This window comes from Roseospira marina (assembly GCF_014197855.1).
In the GTDB taxonomy this organism is placed as follows: Bacteria; Pseudomonadota; Alphaproteobacteria; order Rhodospirillales; family Rhodospirillaceae; genus Rhodospira; species Rhodospira marina.
On sequence record NZ_JACIGJ010000011.1, the window covers coordinates 108,289 to 125,318 of the forward strand.

The window sequence follows — 17,030 nt, forward strand, 5'->3', positions numbered from 1 at the left end:
CGCCCCGCCCCCTTCCCGCGCTCCCGAGTCGGCTCGGGCGGCCCTTCGGACCCCATTTCGACGGGTCCCGGGGCGCGAGTCGTGAGTGTCAGTTTGGATTGACGCAACCATGGCCTCCACCTACTGTCCGCCCATGCAACGCATCCAGCCGTCCGCGATCCTTGAGGTGATGCATCCCGTCACGTGGTTCGCGCCCATGTGGGCCTTCACCTGCGGCATCGTGTCGTCGGGACACCCCGTCGCACCCAACCTTTTGGTGATTCTGGGCGGTGTATTGCTCGCGGGTCCCCTGGTCTGCGGCACCAGCCAGGTGGTCAACGACTGGTTCGACCGCCATGTCGACGCCATCAATGAGCCGGACCGGCCGATCCCCTCCGGGCGGATTCCCGGACGCTGGGGCCTGTATCTGTCTTTCATCATGACCGGCCTGTCGCTGGCGCTGGCCTGGGTGCTGGGAATCTGGGTGCTGTACGCCGGCCTGTTCGGGCTCGCGCTGGCCTGGGCCTATTCCATGCCCCCGTTCCGGTTGAAGCTGAACGGCTGGTGGGGCAACGGCGCCGTGGGCCTGTGCTATGAAAGCCTGCCATGGTTCACCGGGGCGGCCATCATGACCGCGGGCCTACCGCACTGGGGCATTATCGCGCTGGCCGTTCTGTACGGCATCGGCGCCCACGGCATCATGACCCTGAACGACTTCAAGGCCATCGAAGGCGACACCCAACTCGGCGTGCGGACGCTGCCGGTGCAGCTCGGCGCCGACGGGTCGGCGCGCGTGGCCTGCTGGGTCATGGCCCTTCCGCAGGTGGTGGTCATCGGCCTCCTGCTGTCCTGGGGACACCCCTGGCACGCGCTGGCCATTGTCGGCCTGCTGGTGGTGCAGGGCCTGCTCATGGTGTGGTTCCTGAGGGACCCGGTGAAGAACGCGCGCGGCTACAGCGGCATCGGCGTGCCCTTCTATGTGTCCGGTATGATGATCAGCGCCTTTGCGCTGCGGTTCGATCCCATGATCGCGAGCGCCCTGTCATGACATCCGAACGCGGCCCGGGCATGAGCTGGCTGTCCATCGCCCGGCTGGGGCTGGTGCAGGCCGCCCTGGGGGCCATGGTCGTGCTGACGACCTCCACCTTCAACCGGGTGATGGTGGTCGAGTTGGGCCTGGCCGCGATGGTGCCCGGCGCCCTGGTCGCGCTGCGGGAGGGGCTTCAGTTCCTGCGCCCACGCTGGGGCCACGGCTCCGACGTGGGAGGCCGGCGCACACCGTGGATCCTCGGCGGCATGGGCCTGCTGGCCCTGGGCGTCACCGGCGCCGGCCTGTCCACGGCCTGGATCAGCACCGAGCCGACCCTGGGCCTGATCGCCGCCGTCGCGTCTTATGTGGTGATCGGCATCGGCGTGGGGGCTGGCGGCACCAACCTCCTCGCCCTGCTGGCCAAGCAGGTCGGACCGGAGCGCCGCGCCCCGGCCGTCACGATCGTGTGGCTGATGATGTTCGTGGGCTTCATCGTGGCTTCGGCCACGGCGGGTGCCGTGCTCGACCTGGGCCCGGCCAGCGGCGCGCCCGCCGACGCCGACACCTATTCGCCCGAGCGCCTGGTCTGGGTGACGGCCAGCGTATGCGCGGTGGCGTTCCTGGTGTGTGTCGCGGCCCTGTGGGGCGTGGAGCGGCGCCCGACACCCAAGCCGACGGCCGCCGCCACGGCGGAACCGACCGGCGCCCCCGACGCGGACGCCTCGGCCGGCACGCCCGGCTTTCTGGAGACGCTGGCGGACGTCTGGCACGAGCCCGAGTCCCGCCGGTTCGCGCTGTTCGTGTTCGTCTCCATGTTCGCCTACAATATGCAGGACCTGATCCTGGAGCCCTTCGCCGGGGCCGCCTTCGACTACACCGTCGGCCAGTCCACGCAATTGACGGCCAACCAGCACGGCGGTGCCGTGGCCGGCATGCTGCTGGTCGGATTCCTGGCCAGCCGCCGCGCGCTGGGCGGCGGCCACCGCCGGGCCCTGCAGTGGTGGACCGTCGGCGGCTGTATCGCCTCCGCCCTCACCCTCGGCGGGTTGGCGCTCTCCGGCCAATTCCTGGGCACCTGGCCGTTCCGCCTCAACGTGATCCTGATGGGGTTGGCGACCGGCGGCTTCACCGTCGCGGCCGTCAGTTCCATGATGGGGCTGGCCGGGGCCGGCACCGCCAACCGCGAGGGCATCCGCATGGGTGTCTGGGGCGCAGCGCAGGCCGTGGCCTTCGCCCTGGGCAGCTTCGTTGGCACCCTGGTGGCCGACCTCTCACACCTGATCTTCGACGCCATGGCGGACGCCTACGGTATCGTGTTCCTGATGGAGGCCGTCCTGTTCCTCGTCGCGGCCGTCCTGGCCGCCCGCGTCGGCACCAGCGGCGGCGCGGCAACGAGCCGGACGGACGACGCCGGCGCGCGCGCCGGTCTGGCCTCCGTCGCCGAAAACCAACTGGGAACCTGAGCCTGCCGCCTCCCGGGCTTAGGGGTCTGGATGGCGGAAGCTTCATGCATCAAAACGGCACAACGTATTCGAACGGAAAGGGGACTGGTCGTGGTGGATACCGTGGACGTGGTGGTTGTCGGCGGGGGCCCGGCGGGCGCCACGGCGGCGTGGGATCTGGCGCAAAAGGGACGCTCGGTCGTTCTGCTGGACCGTGAAAGCCGCATCAAGCCCTGTGGCGGCGCCATTCCGCCGCGCGCCATGAAGGACTTCGCCATCCCCGAGTCCAAGCTGGTCTGCACGGTCAAGGGCGCGCGTATCGTCTCCCCGACCGCGCGCATGATCGACATGCCGATCCTGAGCGGCTACGTCGGCATGGTGGACCGTAAGTCGTTTGATCCCTGGCTGCGCGAGCGCGCCGCCGCCGCCGGTGCCGACCGTCGCGTGGGCACCTACCAGCGTATCGAGCGCGACACCGACGGCACCGCCGTGGTGGTCTACAGGCCCCAGGGCACCGATGCCGCGCCCGAGCGCATCCGCACCCGGGCCGTGATCGGCGCCGACGGGGCGCGTTCCGTCATCGCCAGCAAGGAAATTCCGGGCGGCGAAGAGCGGCCGATGGTGGTCGCCTACCACGAGATCGTGAAGGCGCCGGAGCCGGGCACCGCGCCGGGCTACGACCCGGAACGCTGCGACGTGTACTACGACGGCACCATCTCGCCCGACTTCTACGGCTGGATCTTCCCGCACGGCGACACCGTCAGCATCGGCATGGGCACCGAGAAGAAGGGCGTGGACCTGCGCGCCGCGACGGCGGAGCTGCGCCGCCGGTCCGGCCTCGACAAGGTCGAGACCCTGCGTTACGAAGGGGCACCGATCCCGCTTAAGCCGATGAAGAAATGGGACAACGGCAAGGACGTGGTGCTGGCCGGCGATGCTGCCGGCGTGGTGGCCCCGGCCTCGGGCGAAGGCATCTACTACGCCATGTGCGGCGGCCGTCTGGCCGGCGAGGCGGTGGATGCCATGCTGCGCACCGGAAAGGCGGTGCATCTTGCGGACGCCCGCAAGCGCTTCATGAAGGAGCACGGCCGCGTGTTCTGGATTCTCGGTATGATGCAGAATTTCTGGTATAAGAACGACAAGCGCCGCGAGCGCTTCGTGTCCATGTGCGAAGATCCCGATGTCCAGCGGTTGACCTGGGAAGCGTACATGAACAAGGCTCTGGTCCGGACGAGCCCGCTGGCACACGTGCGCATCTTCCTGAAGGACGTGGCGCATCTGCTCGGACTGGTGAAAGCAACATGACAACCGATACTGCGGTCTCCGACCCAGGTCGCCCCCAACCGGGGCCGATCTGGAAACCTATTGTGGTCGCCCTTCTGATCGTCGGCGTGGTCGGCGGGGTGGGCGACCAGTTCACGATCCTCGGCCCCTGGTACCAGTCGCTCAATGAACCGGCGTTCCAGCCGCCGGACTGGGCGTTCCCGATCGGCTGGAGCGTGATCTACCTGTTCACGGCCACCTCCGGCGTGATCGCCTGGCAGCGGGGGCCGTCGGCGCGCGCCAAGGGCTGGCTGTTGACGGTCCACCTCATCAGCGCGGCCATCAACATCGGCTGGAGCTATCTGTTCTTCGTGTTGCAACGGCCGGACTGGTCGCTGATCGAGAACGTGTTCCTGTGGTCGTCGGTGGTCTGGCTGATCGTCGTGACCTATCGATGCAGCCGGCTGGGCGCGTGGCTTCTGGCGCCGTACATCTGCTGGGTGACGTTCGCGTTCACGCTGAACGCGTTCGTCGTGTGGATGAACGCGCCCTTCCCCGGCGTCGCCGCTGGCTGAGACCAACGGATCTGCGGACGGGCGCCGCCATCAGGCGCGCCCGCCTCGCAGCGCCCCCACGGCCGCGTCGAACGCGTCCCGGCCCAGGGGCTGGGTCAGGTCGGACACGGCCGCCGTGCCGACCTCCCCTTCCGGATAGTAGGTCGAAAACGCCCGCACGACCCGCCAGCCCCCCGGCAGGTCCGGAGCCTCCGACGGGCCGGCCAGCACCTCCACCACGATCCGCACCGAACCCAGCCAGGTTTCCGCCAGATCGCCCTTGATCAGCGCATCCTGCCAGGGAACCGGCGCGGCTTCGCGCCGCAGGACGGCGTCCATCACCCAATCCGGGGATGTGGGGTCCGGAGAGGCGGGGTCCGGCGAGGATGGGGCGTCGGCAGTGCGGTCATGGGCCATGACGCGGTGACTCCTTTGCATGGCGCCGATCGCTCGAACTCACCCGGAACGAGTCGGCCGCGCCCCCCCCGGGGCACCGGGACCTGTATCGCATCTGTTATGATGCCAAAGACATCCGCAGGCCTGCAAATCCGACGTGAGCCCCCAAAAAAAGGGCCGTCGACCGCACTTTGTACGCCTGCGAACAGTTTGAGTCCGTACTGATTTTGCTTGCATGAACGACGCGTCCGACGCAGGTTGAGGGAATGGTTGACGGCCCCTTTAGACGCACACATCGCACACGGTGCGGTGGAAGGCCCCCCGTCAGAGGAAGGAGATTTATCCTCCAACCGATACAAAACCAGCGCCGAAAAGGGAGGACACCCGCGCGGCACCGCGCCGCCGGAACGAGGGACTTGACGCCTGGCGTCACGGCGGGCACATGTGTGCGCCCCCGGCAGCCCCCCGGCAGCCTCTCGGCGGCCCCGGGGTCGTACCGGGCCGCGACCATGGCCCAGGCGCGTGTCGCCACACCCTCATCGGTGCCCCTCTGCACACCAGTCTGAAGGACTGGTCCTGAACGTTGTTCACGCGTCGTCTGCGAAAGGTCAGTGATGGATATTTCGGATCTGATTGCGCCCGAGGGCGTGATGGTGCCGCTCAAGGTGACCAGCAAGAAGCAGGCGCTCCAGGCCATGGCTCGGCGGGCTGCCGAGATGACCGGCCTGAACGAGCGGGTCGTGTTTGATGTGCTCCTGGAACGCGAACGGCTCGGCACGACCGGCGTCGGCAATGGCATCGCCATCCCGCATGGGCGCCTGGCCTCTGTTTCCTCGATGCATGGCGTGTTTGCGCGCCTAGCCCGGCCGATCAACTTCGATGCCATCGATGACCAGCCGGTGGACCTCATTTTCCTGCTGCTGGCGCCGGAAAGCGCGGGGGCGGACCATCTGAAAGCCCTGGCCCGTGTGTCGCGCCTGCTGCGCGACCGGGGCATGTGCGAGAAACTGCGCGGGGCCGAGACGCCCGAGGCCCTGTACGGCCTGCTGATCTCCGGCCGGGCCAGTCAGGCGGCTTGAGCGCCCCAGGGACCGACGAAAGCCACGCCTGGAGCGTCATCCCACCCCCGCCACAATCGCCCGGTATCAGACTCGCGGCCCCGGATAAACCGGGGCACAACCGAGACACCGTGTCGAAGGGGAGGCGGCGCCCATGACTGCGCATACGACCGCGCACATCACCGCGCATCGGATGTCCACGCCGGTTGGGGGCCCGTTGCGGCACGCCCTGGCCTGTCTGTGTCTGGTCTGCGGCGTCCTCGCCGCAGGCGCCGGAGCCGCCAGCTCGGCCCGGGCCAACGACCTGCCGGCCGAGGCCTCGCCGCTGGTCACCCAACTCGCCACCATCGACCGCCTGCGGGTGCTCTCCCGCGACGCCCGCGCGTACGCCCACGGGCTGCGCGCGCGCGACACGGTGGCCGACGAGGAGTGGAGCACGCGCCGCGACGCCCTGGACCGCTACAGCGAAGCCCAGGAGGCCGACGATCCCGCCGCCGCAATCGCCGCGCTGGAGGACTATATCGACGCCGGCGGCGATGACGATGCCGACCGGTGGCGCGCGCTGGCGCGCCTGCGCTTGACGCAAGACCCGCAGTCCCGCGACGGCGTTCTGGCCGCCTGGACCGCCTATGGCGTGGCCGGCAGTGACGACGGGCACCGCCGCGCCCTGCGGATCCTCGGCGACGTGGCCGAGGCCGTGGGCGAACCCGACCTCGCCGTGCCACTGTATCAGGCCGCGCTGGCCTATGGGGACGACGCCGACACACGCGACCGCCTGCGGGCGGTGGCCGGGGACGCGCCCGTCCTGGCCACGATGACGGGCCGCATCGAACGCGACGTGCCCGAGCTCTGCCTGACCTTCACCGCGGATCCCGTCGCCGACGGCTCGGTGCGCTATGAGGACTTCGTGGGCCTCGACCCCGCCGACGACACCGTGGCCCGCGTCGACGCCGACGCGCTGTGCCTGTCCGGCTTCCGGCACGGCACCCGGCTGGACGTGACCCTGCGCGCGGGACTGCCGCTGGCCGACGGCGCCGCGCTGGCCGACACGCGCACCTGGAGCGTCGCCGTCCCGAACCGGGAGCCGCGCGTGGCCTTTGTCGGGGAGTCCTACGTGCTCCCGGCCCGGGGCAGCCAGGGCCTGCCGCTGGACAGCGTGAACGTCGCGCGCGTGGACCTGACGATCTACCGCCTCCCCGCGCGCGGCCTCGCCGCCGCCCTGCGCGAGGGCGAGACCTTCCGCCCCCTGTCCGGGTGGGCGGCCGATGAATTGGGCGATGAGACAGGCACCTTGGTCTGGTCCGGCGCCATGGACCTACCGAACGAAGCCAACCGCCAGCAGCGCGCCGCCGTGCCGTTCGCGAAGGCGGTGCCCAACCCCGAACCGGGCCTGTACGCCGTCACCGCGACCATCGCCTCGCGCCCCCCCCCGCATTGGCGGGACCGGCCCACCCAGTGGGTGCTGGTCACGGACCTGGGCCTTCAGGCCTACCACGGCGACCGCGAGCTGGTGGTCGCCGCGCGCTCGCTGGAGACCGGGCAGCCGCAGTCCGGGGTCGAGGTCGCCCTGATCGCCCGCAACAACGACGTGCTCGGCACCGCCACCACGGATGCGACCGGCCTGGCCCGGCTGCCCGCCGGTCTGCTCCGGGGCGACGGCGGCGCGCGGCCCAGCCATGTCACCGCCACCGCGCCCGACGGATCGGACCACGCCCTGCTTGACCTGGGGCGGCCGGCGCTGGACCTGTCTGACCGGGGTGTGGGCGGGCGCGATGCGCCGGGGCCGCTGGACGCCTTTCTGTATCTGGAGCGCGGCATCTACCGGCCCGGCGAGACCATCGAGATGATGGCCCTGCTGCGCGACGACCGGGCGCGCGCCGTCACCGACCTGCCCCTGACGCTCAAGGTCATGCGGCCGGACGGGGTCGAGGTCCGACGCGAGGTGGTGCGGCTGGATTCCGGCGGCGGCGGCTGGCTGCGCTTGCCCACCAGCGACAGCGACCGCACCGGCGTCTGGACCATCACCGCCCATGCGGAACCGGACGGTCCGGCCATCGGCCGCGTCACCGTGCAGCTTGAGGACTTCGTACCGGCGCGCATGGAGGTGCTGCTGGATGCACCGGAGAATACCGTCCTACGCCCGGGCGACACGGTGCCGATCGGCGTGGAGGCGCGCTATCTGTACGGCGCGCCCGCCGCCGGACTGGCTGCCGAGGCCGAACTGGTGCTGCGGCACGACCCGCAGCCGTTCGGGGCGGAGCGGGCGGACTACGTCTTCGGTCTGACCACCGAGAGCTTCGAGCCCTGGCGTGAAGACCTGACCATCGCCGACACCGACGACGAGGGCCGCACCCGGGTCGAGGCGCTGCTGCGCGACGCCCCGGACACGAGCCTGCCGCTGTCCGCCCTGGTCCGCGCCACCGTGCTGGAGCCGGGCGGACGTCCGACCAACCGGGCGGTGAGCATCCCGGTCCGCCTCACCGACACCATGGTGGGCCTGGACCCACTGTTCGAGGACAGCCGCATCGACGAGGACGAGTCCGCCGGCTACCGCGTTCTGGCCATGGACGCGGCGGGCGACGCGGTCCCGGACCGCAGCCTGCGCGTGTTCCTGTACGCCGAGGACTGGGACTATCAGTGGTACCGCGAGGGCGACGGCTGGCGGTATAGCGCCGTGGTGCGCGACCGCCGCATTGACGCCCGCGACATCGTCACCGGCCCCGACGGCACGGTCGACGTCACCCTGCCCGTGTCCGGCTGGGGCCGCTTCCGCGTCGAGGTCGCGGATCTGGAGAGCGGCGCGGTCACCAGCCACCGCTTCTACGCCGGCTGGCGCGTGCCGGGGCCAAGCGCCCAGGACACGCCGGACACCCTGCGCATGACGGCCGAACACGCCACCTACGCCGTGGGTCAGACCGCGCGGCTTTCGCTCGACCCGCCGTTCGCGGGCGAGGCCCTGGTGACGGTGCTGGGCCAGGACGTGCTGGACGCCCGCTCGGTGTCCGTGCCCGCCGATGGTCGCGTGATCGAGATCCCGGTCACCGAGGATTGGGGCGCCGGCGCCTACGTCGCCGTCTCGCTGTTCCGCCCCGGCACCGACACCGAACGCGGCCCCGGCCGCGCCGTGGGCGTGCACTGGGTGGCGGTGGACACGGCAGACCGTACCCTGGATGTGACGCTCGATCCGCCGGAGACGATCCGCCCGCGTGGCCCGCTCACGATCCCGGTGTCGGTGGCGCACGCGGGCCCCGACACCCGGGTGACGGTCGCCGTGGTCGACGAGGGCATCCTGCAACTGACCGGGTTCGCGACCCCGAAGCCGGACGCCTTCTTCCTCGGCAAGCGCCGTCTGGGCGTGGAGCTGCGGGACGCCTATGGCGCCCTGATCGATGGCCGCGACGCCACCCTGGGCCAGTTGCGCACCGGCGGCGACGCAGCCGGGCGCCACGCGCCGGGATTGCCCGACAAGACGGTCGAGCCGCTGGCGGTCTTCTCCGGCCCGGTGGAATTGGACGCCGACGGCACGGCGACCGTGCGCGTGGACATCCCCGCCTTCAACGGGCGGGTCCGGGTGATGGCGGCGGCCTATGACGCGCGCGGCGTCGGTCATGGCGAAGCCTCCGTGACGATCCGGGATCCCATGGTCACGCTGGTCACCCTGCCCCGGTTCCTGGCGCCGGAAGACCGGGCGGCCATGCATCTGACCCTGGACAATGTGGACGGCCCGGCCGGTGACTGGCGCGTGGCCGTGACCACCGAGGGCGGTGTCACCGTGGACGCGGGTGGAACCGCGACCCTGCCCATCCCGGCCGGCGGCCGCGGCGACCATGTGGTGACTCTGAAGGGCGACACGATCGGCGGCGGCCGGGTGACCCTGGCCGTGACCGATCCGAACGGCGCCACCACCACGCAAGCGTGGGGGCTGTCCACGCGGCCGGCGGCGGCACGCGAAACCCGCGCCCGGACGTACCGGCTCGCCCCGGGCCAGAGCCAGCCGCTCAACCGCGGCGTACTGGACGGCTTCGCTCCGGGCACCGCCAGCCTGAGCGTCAGCCTGTCCACGCTGCCGGACTTGCGTCTGGCCAGTCTGGTGCGCGACCTGGACCGTTACCCCTACGGCTGTGTCGAGCAGACCGTCAGCCGCGCCCTGCCCCTGCTGATGGTGGCGGACGTCGCGGCGGCGGTCGGCGTGGTCGATCCCTCCGACCCCGATGCGCTGAAGGACCGCATTGACGAGGCCATCGCCCGCGTGGTCGCCATGCAGCGCGGCGACGGCGGGTTCAGCCTGTGGGGCGGCGGGGAGCGTCAGGAGTGGCTGTCCGCCTATGCCACGGAGTTCCTGCTGCGCGCCCGCAACACGGGCCATACGGTGCCGCCGTTCGCGCTTGACCGGGCGCTCGGATTCCTGGAAAGCACGGTCCTGGGCCTGGATTACGCCGACGAGGCCCTGCCCGCGCGCGCCTACGCGCTCTATGTGCTCGCCCTGGCCGGCGAGGTCGATCCGGGCGCCCTGCGCTACGTCCACGACGCCGACCTGAACCGCCTGCCGGGGCCGTTGCCGCGCGCCCACCTGGGCGCGGCGCTCGCCATGATCGGCGACACCGCGCGCGCCCGCTCGGCGTTTGCGGCGACGGACCAAGCCCGGCTTCAGCTCTCGTCCCTGACGGCGGAGCAGGCGGCGGATATCCCGCGCCCCTATGGCTCCACCCTGCGGGATGTCGCGGCGACGGTCGCCCTGATGGCCGAAAGCGGCCTGGGGGATCCGCTGGCCGAGGCCGAGGCGCTGGCGGACGCCCGCGCCGGCCAACCGTGGCTGAGCACGCAGGAGCAGGCGCGGCTGGTACAGGCCGCCGCCGCGCTTCAAGCGCTTCAGGGGCCCCTGTCCGTCTCCGTTGCGGGCGCCGAGACGGTGCCCCTCGGCACCGGTCGGGCGCTGGTCCGGCCCGGCGCGGACGCGGCCTCCGGTGCCGTGTCGGTCACCAACACCGGCGACGGCACCGTGACGATGGTGGTGGCGGGCGACGGCATTCCGAGCGCCCCGCCCCCCGCGGAGGACCACGGCCTGACCATCAGCCGCGTGTTCTATGACCTGGACGGCCAGCGCGTCGACCCGGTGATGGTCGGTCAGTCGGACCTGATGGTCGCCGTGATCTCCGGCGAAACCGTGGACCCGCAGGCCCTGGGCGACGACGAGACCCATCAAGCGCTGGTGGTCGACCTGCTGCCGGCGGGTCTCGTGCTGGAGAACGCCGCCGTCGGCGATGGCCGATCGACCGCCGGCCTGGACTGGCTGCCGGACCTCGATACGCCGGCCCATGTGGAGTTGCGAGACGACCGGTTCGTGGCGGCGCTGCCCATCGGGCGCGACCACACCGGGTTCACGGTGGCCTATCTGGTCCGCGCGGTGACCCCGGGGGTGTTCACCATGCCGGGCGTCTTCGTCGAGTCGATGTACCAGCCGGCCCTGCGGGCCCGTGGCCCGGCGGCTCAGATGATCATTACACCCCGGTGATGGTGCGACGGGGCGCATGCCGGCTTGACAACCCGGCGGCCCCCGCTCACCTTCCGGCTTTCAACACGATATCCGCTCCCGGGATCCGCCCGCGCGGTGGCACGACACGGGAGCGTCCGCCCGTTTCCGGAACGCTCCCCCGACTTGAGGACGCGGCCCGAGCCGCGCGAACGCTCGCCTTGGCGACCAAGACGCTCTGCATCAAAACCTACGGCTGCCAGATGAACGTCTACGACTCCGCCCGGATGGCGGATGTCCTGGCGCCGCTGGGCTATGCCACCACGGACGACCCGGCCGACGCCGACATGGTGATTCTGAACACCTGCCACATCCGCGAGAAGGCGGCCGAGAAGGTGTTTTCGGAACTGGGTCGCCTGCGCCAGATGCGCGCCGCGCGCGAAGCCCGGGGCGGTGGCCGCACCATCCTTGGGGTGGCCGGCTGCGTCGCCCAAGCGGAGGGCGAGGAGATCCTGGCCCGGGCCCCGTTCGTGGATCTGGTGCTCGGCCCGCAGACCTATCACCGGCTGCCGGAAATGATCGCCCGCCTCAGCCGCGCCGGCACGGCGCAGCTCGACACCGATTTCCCGGTGGATGCGAAGTTCGACCACCTGCCCGCCGCCGGCGCGCGCGGCCCGGCCGCGTTCCTGTCGATCCAGGAGGGCTGCGACAAGTTCTGTACGTTCTGCGTCGTGCCCTACACGCGCGGCGCGGAGTACTCCCGCCCGGTGGCCGACGTGCTGGCCGAGGCCCGCGCCCTGGCCGCCGCCGGCACGGTCGAGGTCACACTGCTCGGCCAGAACGTGAACGCCTACCACGGCGACGCCCCGGACGGCACCGTCTGGGGCCTGGGCCGCCTGATCCGCGCCCTGGCGGAGATCGACGGCATCACCCGCATCCGCTACACGACCAGTCACCCGCGCGACGTGGACGACGACCTGATCGCCGCCCATGCCGAGGTGCCCGCGCTGATGCCGTTCCTGCATCTGCCGGTGCAGTCCGGCGCCGACCGCATCCTGAAGGCCATGAACCGGGGCCACGACGCCGACGCCTACCGGCGCATCGTCGACCGCCTGCGCACCGCGCGCCCGGATCTGGCGCTGTCGTCCGACTTCATCGTCGGGTTCCCCGGCGAGACGGCGGCGGAAGCACAGGCAACCCTGGATCTGGTGGACACCATCGGCTTCGTGCAGGCCTATTCGTTCAAGTACAGTGTCCGGCCCGGCACACCGGCAGCCACCATGCCCGGTCAGGTGCCCGAGCCGGAGAAAGCCGCCCGGCTGGCCGCGCTCCAGGACCGGTTGAACGCCCAGCAGGTCGCGTTCAACCGGCGCTCCGAGGGGTTGGAGATGGACGTTCTGTTCGACCGCCTCGGCAAGCATCCAGGTCAGTTGGTCGGGCGCAGCCCCTTCATGCAGCCGGTCCATGTGGACGCCCCCGAGGGCGTGTTGGGCACCGTGCGGCGCGTGGTCATCGACCAGGGCCGGCCCAACAGCCTGTCCGGGCGCCTGATCGACGACGCCGACGACACCACACACCCGGCCCAGGCCGTGGGGGCGCGGTCTTGACCGGTACTGCGGCTCAGGCGGTCCGCACCTACGCCGACAACAGCGCCCTTCAGGTCGTCTTCGGCCCCGGCAGCGAGAACATGGACCATCTGGAAGCCCGCCTCGGCGTGTCGCTGCCCACGCGCGGCAACGAAATCACGGTGGTGGGCGGCTCCTCGGCCGGGGTCGACGCCGCCGTGCGCGCGCTCGACTCGCTGTACGCCCGCGCCCGCGCCGGCCGCGACGTGACCAAGGCCGATGTCGACGCCGCCGTGCGCATGGGGCTGGAGCCCTCCGCGCTGGACGACGGCCCCGCCCCCATCCTGCGCACCCGTAAGCGCACCATCGAGGCCCGCTCCCCTGCCCAGGCGCGCTACATCCAGGCCATGGCCCGGGCGGAGCTGGTGTTCGGCCTGGGACCGGCGGGCACGGGCAAGACCTATCTCGCCATCGCCCACGCCGTGGCGCTGAAGATGACGGGGGCGGTGGATCGCATCATCCTGTCGCGCCCAGCGGTCGAGGCGGGTGAACGGCTCGGCTTTCTTCCGGGCGACCTGCGCGAAAAGGTGGATCCCTATCTGCGTCCGATGTACGACGCGCTTTACGAGATGCTTCCGGGCGACGAGGTGATGCGGCGCATGGAAGCAGGCGAGATCGAGGTCGCGCCGCTCGCCTTCATGCGGGGGCGCACCCTGGCCAACGCCTGCATCATCCTGGACGAGGCGCAGAACACGACGCCCACGCAGATGAAGATGTTCCTGACCCGCATGGGCGAGCACTCCCGCATGATCGTGACCGGCGATATGACCCAGATCGACCTGCCCCTTGGGGCCCGGTCCGGCCTGCATGACGCGCTGGACACGCTGGAGGGACTGGAGAGCGTCGCCGTCTGTTCGTTCACCCACCGCGACGTCGTGCGCCACGACCTGGTGACCCGGATCGTCAAGGCCTACGACGAACGGGACCGTAAGCTCGGCGCCGAGGCTGCAAACCGGACTCCGCGTCGATGACCTCCCCCATTCCCGTGCCCGATCCGGCCGCCGTGCCGGACCTCGACATTGATGTCGTGATCGAGTCCCCACCCTGGCGCAAGGCCGTCAAGGGACCGGTCGCCCTGTGCGAACGGGCGGCCCGCGCCGCCCTTGAAGGTGGCCTGGCCGGGTCACCGCTGGCGGCGATGCTCGCGACCCAGCCGGTGGTCGAACTGTGCATCGCGTTGGAGGACGATGCCAGCGTGCACGCCCTGAACCGCGATTTCCGGGGCCAGGACAAGCCGACCAACGTGCTGTCCTTCGCCGCGCTGGAGGGCGAGGACGGCCGCGTGCTGCCGCCCGTGGTCGACGGCGACCCGCTCGACCCGGATCCGGAGCCGGAAATGCTGGGCGACGTCATCGTCGCCTTCGAAACCACGCGGGACGAAGCGGCCCGTGATGGCAAGGCGCTGGCCGATCACCTATCTCATCTGGTGGTGCATGGCGTTCTGCACCTGTTGGGCTATGACCACCAGGACGATGACGAGGCCGAGGCCATGGAAGGCCTGGAAACCCGTATTCTGGCCGGGCTTGGCATCGCCGATCCTCACGCGCCGGACCGGGACCCTGGGACTGGAGACGATGAACGACGACCCGACACCGAGTAGAACGCCGGGCGCCAGCCCGCCGGCCGATCCCGAACGCGACGGCCCCACGGACGGCGACCCGGCGTTGGAGCGCACGCCCGACGGCTTAACGGACGGCTCCGGCGAAAGCCTGGGCGACTGGTTGCGCGGCCTGTTTCGCGGCCGCGGCAACGGCGATGGCTCGGTGCGCGGCACCCTGGAAGAGATCATCGAAACGCGCGATGAGGCGGAACTGCCCATCGACGCGCACGAACGCCTGCTGATCGCCAACGTGCTGCACCAGCGCGATATGACCGCCGAGGACGTGATGGTGCCCCGGCCGGACATCGTGGCGCTGGGGGACTCCGCGACCCTGCCCGAAATCGCCACGCTGATGGCGGAGAAGGGGCACTCCCGCATGCCGGTGTACCGGGATTCGCTCGACGACACGGCCGGCATGGTCCACATCAAGGATCTGATTCCGCACCTGCATCGCGGCGAACAGCCCGACGTGGTTGCGCTGGCGCGCCCCGTGCTGTTCGTGCCGCCGTCCATCCGGGTGCTGGATCTGCTGCTGGAGATGCGGCTGAAGAAGACACATATGGCGCTGGTGGTGGACGAGTACGGCGGCATCGACGGCCTCGTGACTATCGAGGATCTGGTCGAGCAGATCGTCGGCGAGATCGAGGACGAGCACGACGGCGAGGTCGAGCCGGAACTTGCCGTCCAGGAGGACGGATCGGTGATCGCCGATGCGCGCTTCGACCTGGAAGAGTTCGAGGAGCGCTTCGGCGCTATCCTGTCCGAGGAGGAGCGCGAGGAGACCGATACCCTGGCCGGGCTGGTGTTCCGTCTGGCCGGGCGGGTCCCCAGCCGGGGTGAACTGCTGGTCCACGACAGCGGGCTGGAGTTCGAGGTGCTGGAGGCCGACCCTCGCCGGATCAAACGCCTACGCCTGCGCAATCTGCCGCCGGAGGTTAGCGAGCCGACGCGCAACGGAAACGGCGGCTCGTGACCGCGCCGACACGCCGCGCGCGGCTGGCCGGCTGGGTTGCGGGGCTGCGCGGCTGGCGCCGCCGGGGCCTGACCTGCGGGCTGGGTGCCCTCGCGGCGCTGGCCCTGCCCCCCTTTCACATCCTCCCCGCCCTGGCTGTGGCGCTGATCGGGCTGGTCTGGCTGCTCGACGGGGTGGAGCGGCCGCTCCGGGGCGGCTTCGGCACCGGCTGGTGGTTCGGCTTCGGCTTCTTCGTCGTCGGGATCCACTGGATCGCCTACGCCCTGTTGGTGGACGCGGCGGCCTTCGGCTGGATGATCCCGTTCGCGGTCGGTGGCCTGAGCGCCGTCCTGGCCCTCTTCATGGGCGCCGGCACCGCGCTCGCCGGGTATCTCTGGCGTCCGGGCCACGCCGCCCGGATCGGTGTGCTCGCCGCCACATGGGTGCTGGCGGAATGGCTGCGCATGTGGGTGGCCACGGGCTTTCCCTGGAACATGCTGGGTACCGTCTGGATGCCGCTCCCCCCGGCGGTGCAGAGCGCGAGCCTGATCGGCGCGCTGGGCCTGAGCGGGCTGACGGTGATGGCCCTCGCGGCGCCAGCAGTGCTAGGCGACGCGCGATCCGCGGCACGCTCGCTCACCGCGCTGGTCGTGGCGGTGGCGCCGCTGGCCGGGCTGAGCGCCTGGGGCGCGGTGCGGCTGGCAACGGTGGACCCCGGGACGGTGGAGGGCGTACGGCTGCGGCTGGTGCAGCCCAACCTGAGCCAGACCGAGAAGTGGGACCCAGCCCGCCGCGAGTTGAACCTGATCGACCAGGTCGCGCTCAGCCGGCAACCGGGTTTCGACGCCGTCACGCATGTCATCTGGTCCGAGACGGCGTCCGCCTTCCCGCTCAACGCCGACGTGGTGCACCGGTTCATGGCCGCCGACGCGGCGCCCACCGACGGCCTGCTCATCACGGGCGCCCCGCGCGTGACCACCCCGGGTCAGGTGCCGTTCCAGGTCTGGAACAGCCTCATGGCCATCGCGCCGGACGGCTCCATCCGGGACACCTACGACAAGGCGCATCTGGTCCCGTTCGGCGAATACGTGCCCTTCGCCGATGTTCTGCCCGTGCAGAAGATCACCCCGGGCCGCGTGGATTTCACGCCCGGCCCCGGCCCCCGCACGCTGCGGCTGAAGGGCCTGCCTCCGGTCGCGCCCCTGATCTGCTACGAGGTCATTTTCCCCGGCGCCGTGGTCCGCCCGGATGATCGCCCGGCCTGGATGCTGAACCTGACCAACGACGGCTGGTATGGCCTGAGCCCGGGCCCCCATCAGCACTTCGCCACGGCGCGCCTGCGGGCCGTCGAGGAGGGTTTGCCGCTGGTGCGCGTGGCAAACACCGGCATCTCGGGCGTGGTCGATCCTCTGGGCCGGGTGACGGCCCGCCTTGCTCTGGGCACACGCGGCACGATCGACGCCGCGTTGCCCGGAGCGCTAAGGTCCACAGTGTTTGCCCGTCTTGGGAACGCTCTTCCAATAGCGGCAGCACTCTTTTTCATCGTTGCTGTTGCGCTATACAATCATAAAGAACTGCGACTGTAGCGTAACGTTGAATACCACCCGCGATTCTCAACCCAACTCGCCGACTTGCAGAAAATTACAGGTTTCTCGTTGACC

Annotated in this window: 12 protein-coding genes; 11 read left to right on the top strand and 1 reads right to left on the bottom strand. The window is 70.6% G+C overall.

Annotated features, from left to right (window positions below; translation table 11 throughout):
• Positions 1-109 precede the first annotated feature (109 nt).
• From chlG to GGD82_RS14465, 4 genes are all read left to right on the top strand, one after another.
• Positions 110-1,027, top strand: a complete 918-nt coding sequence (chlG, locus tag GGD82_RS14450; RefSeq protein ID WP_246163929.1) for a chlorophyll synthase ChlG — start codon at positions 110-112, stop codon at positions 1,025-1,027.
• Complete coding sequence (locus tag GGD82_RS14455; RefSeq protein ID WP_150062879.1) at positions 1,024-2,472, top strand: BCD family MFS transporter; 1,449 nt, start codon at positions 1,024-1,026, stop codon at positions 2,470-2,472. Before chlG ends, GGD82_RS14455 begins: the two co-directional genes overlap by 4 nt.
• Positions 2,473-2,562: 90 nt before the next feature.
• Positions 2,563-3,756: a geranylgeranyl diphosphate reductase gene (locus GGD82_RS14460; RefSeq protein WP_311731960.1), complete on the top strand. Its 1,194-nt coding sequence runs from the start codon at positions 2,563-2,565 to the stop codon at positions 3,754-3,756.
• On the top strand, positions 3,753-4,289 hold the full coding sequence (locus GGD82_RS14465; RefSeq protein ID WP_150062877.1) for a TspO/MBR family protein: 537 nt from the start codon (positions 3,753-3,755) through the stop codon (positions 4,287-4,289). The genes GGD82_RS14460 and GGD82_RS14465 overlap by 4 nt, the downstream gene beginning before the upstream one ends.
• A gap of 30 nt (positions 4,290-4,319) precedes the next feature.
• On the opposite strand, the gene GGD82_RS14470 is transcribed toward GGD82_RS14465, so the two are convergent.
• Positions 4,320-4,685 carry a hypothetical protein gene (locus GGD82_RS14470; RefSeq protein ID WP_150062876.1) on the bottom strand — a complete coding sequence of 122 codons (366 nt, stop codon included), beginning with the start codon at positions 4,683-4,685 and terminating at the stop codon, positions 4,320-4,322.
• A gap of 593 nt (positions 4,686-5,278) precedes the next feature.
• On the opposite strand from GGD82_RS14470, the gene ptsN reads away from it, so the two are divergent.
• From ptsN to lnt, 7 genes are all read left to right on the top strand, one after another.
• Positions 5,279-5,743, top strand: a complete 465-nt coding sequence (ptsN, locus tag GGD82_RS14475) for a PTS IIA-like nitrogen regulatory protein PtsN (protein WP_150062875.1) — start codon at positions 5,279-5,281, stop codon at positions 5,741-5,743.
• A 133-nt stretch (positions 5,744-5,876) separates the two neighbouring features.
• On the top strand, positions 5,877-11,234 hold the full coding sequence (locus GGD82_RS14480; protein WP_150062874.1) for an alpha-2-macroglobulin family protein: 5,358 nt from the start codon (positions 5,877-5,879) through the stop codon (positions 11,232-11,234).
• Between the two features lie 179 nt (positions 11,235-11,413).
• A complete protein-coding gene (gene miaB / locus GGD82_RS14485; protein WP_260178437.1) occupies positions 11,414-12,799 on the top strand; it encodes a tRNA (N6-isopentenyl adenosine(37)-C2)-methylthiotransferase MiaB in 1,386 nt (461 codons plus the stop codon).
• Positions 12,796-13,788: a PhoH family protein gene (locus GGD82_RS14490; RefSeq protein ID WP_246163928.1), complete on the top strand. Its 993-nt coding sequence runs from the start codon at positions 12,796-12,798 to the stop codon at positions 13,786-13,788. Before miaB ends, GGD82_RS14490 begins: the two co-directional genes overlap by 4 nt.
• Positions 13,785-14,417 carry an rRNA maturation RNase YbeY gene (ybeY, locus tag GGD82_RS14495; protein WP_150062873.1) on the top strand — a complete coding sequence of 211 codons (633 nt, stop codon included), beginning with the start codon at positions 13,785-13,787 and terminating at the stop codon, positions 14,415-14,417. Before GGD82_RS14490 ends, ybeY begins: the two co-directional genes overlap by 4 nt.
• Positions 14,392-15,390 carry a hemolysin family protein gene (locus GGD82_RS14500; RefSeq protein WP_150062872.1) on the top strand — a complete coding sequence of 333 codons (999 nt, stop codon included), beginning with the start codon at positions 14,392-14,394 and terminating at the stop codon, positions 15,388-15,390. Before ybeY ends, GGD82_RS14500 begins: the two co-directional genes overlap by 26 nt.
• Positions 15,387-16,955, top strand: a complete 1,569-nt coding sequence (gene lnt, locus GGD82_RS14505) for an apolipoprotein N-acyltransferase (protein WP_150062871.1) — start codon at positions 15,387-15,389, stop codon at positions 16,953-16,955. The genes GGD82_RS14500 and lnt overlap by 4 nt, the downstream gene beginning before the upstream one ends.
• Positions 16,956-17,030 lie beyond the last annotated feature (75 nt).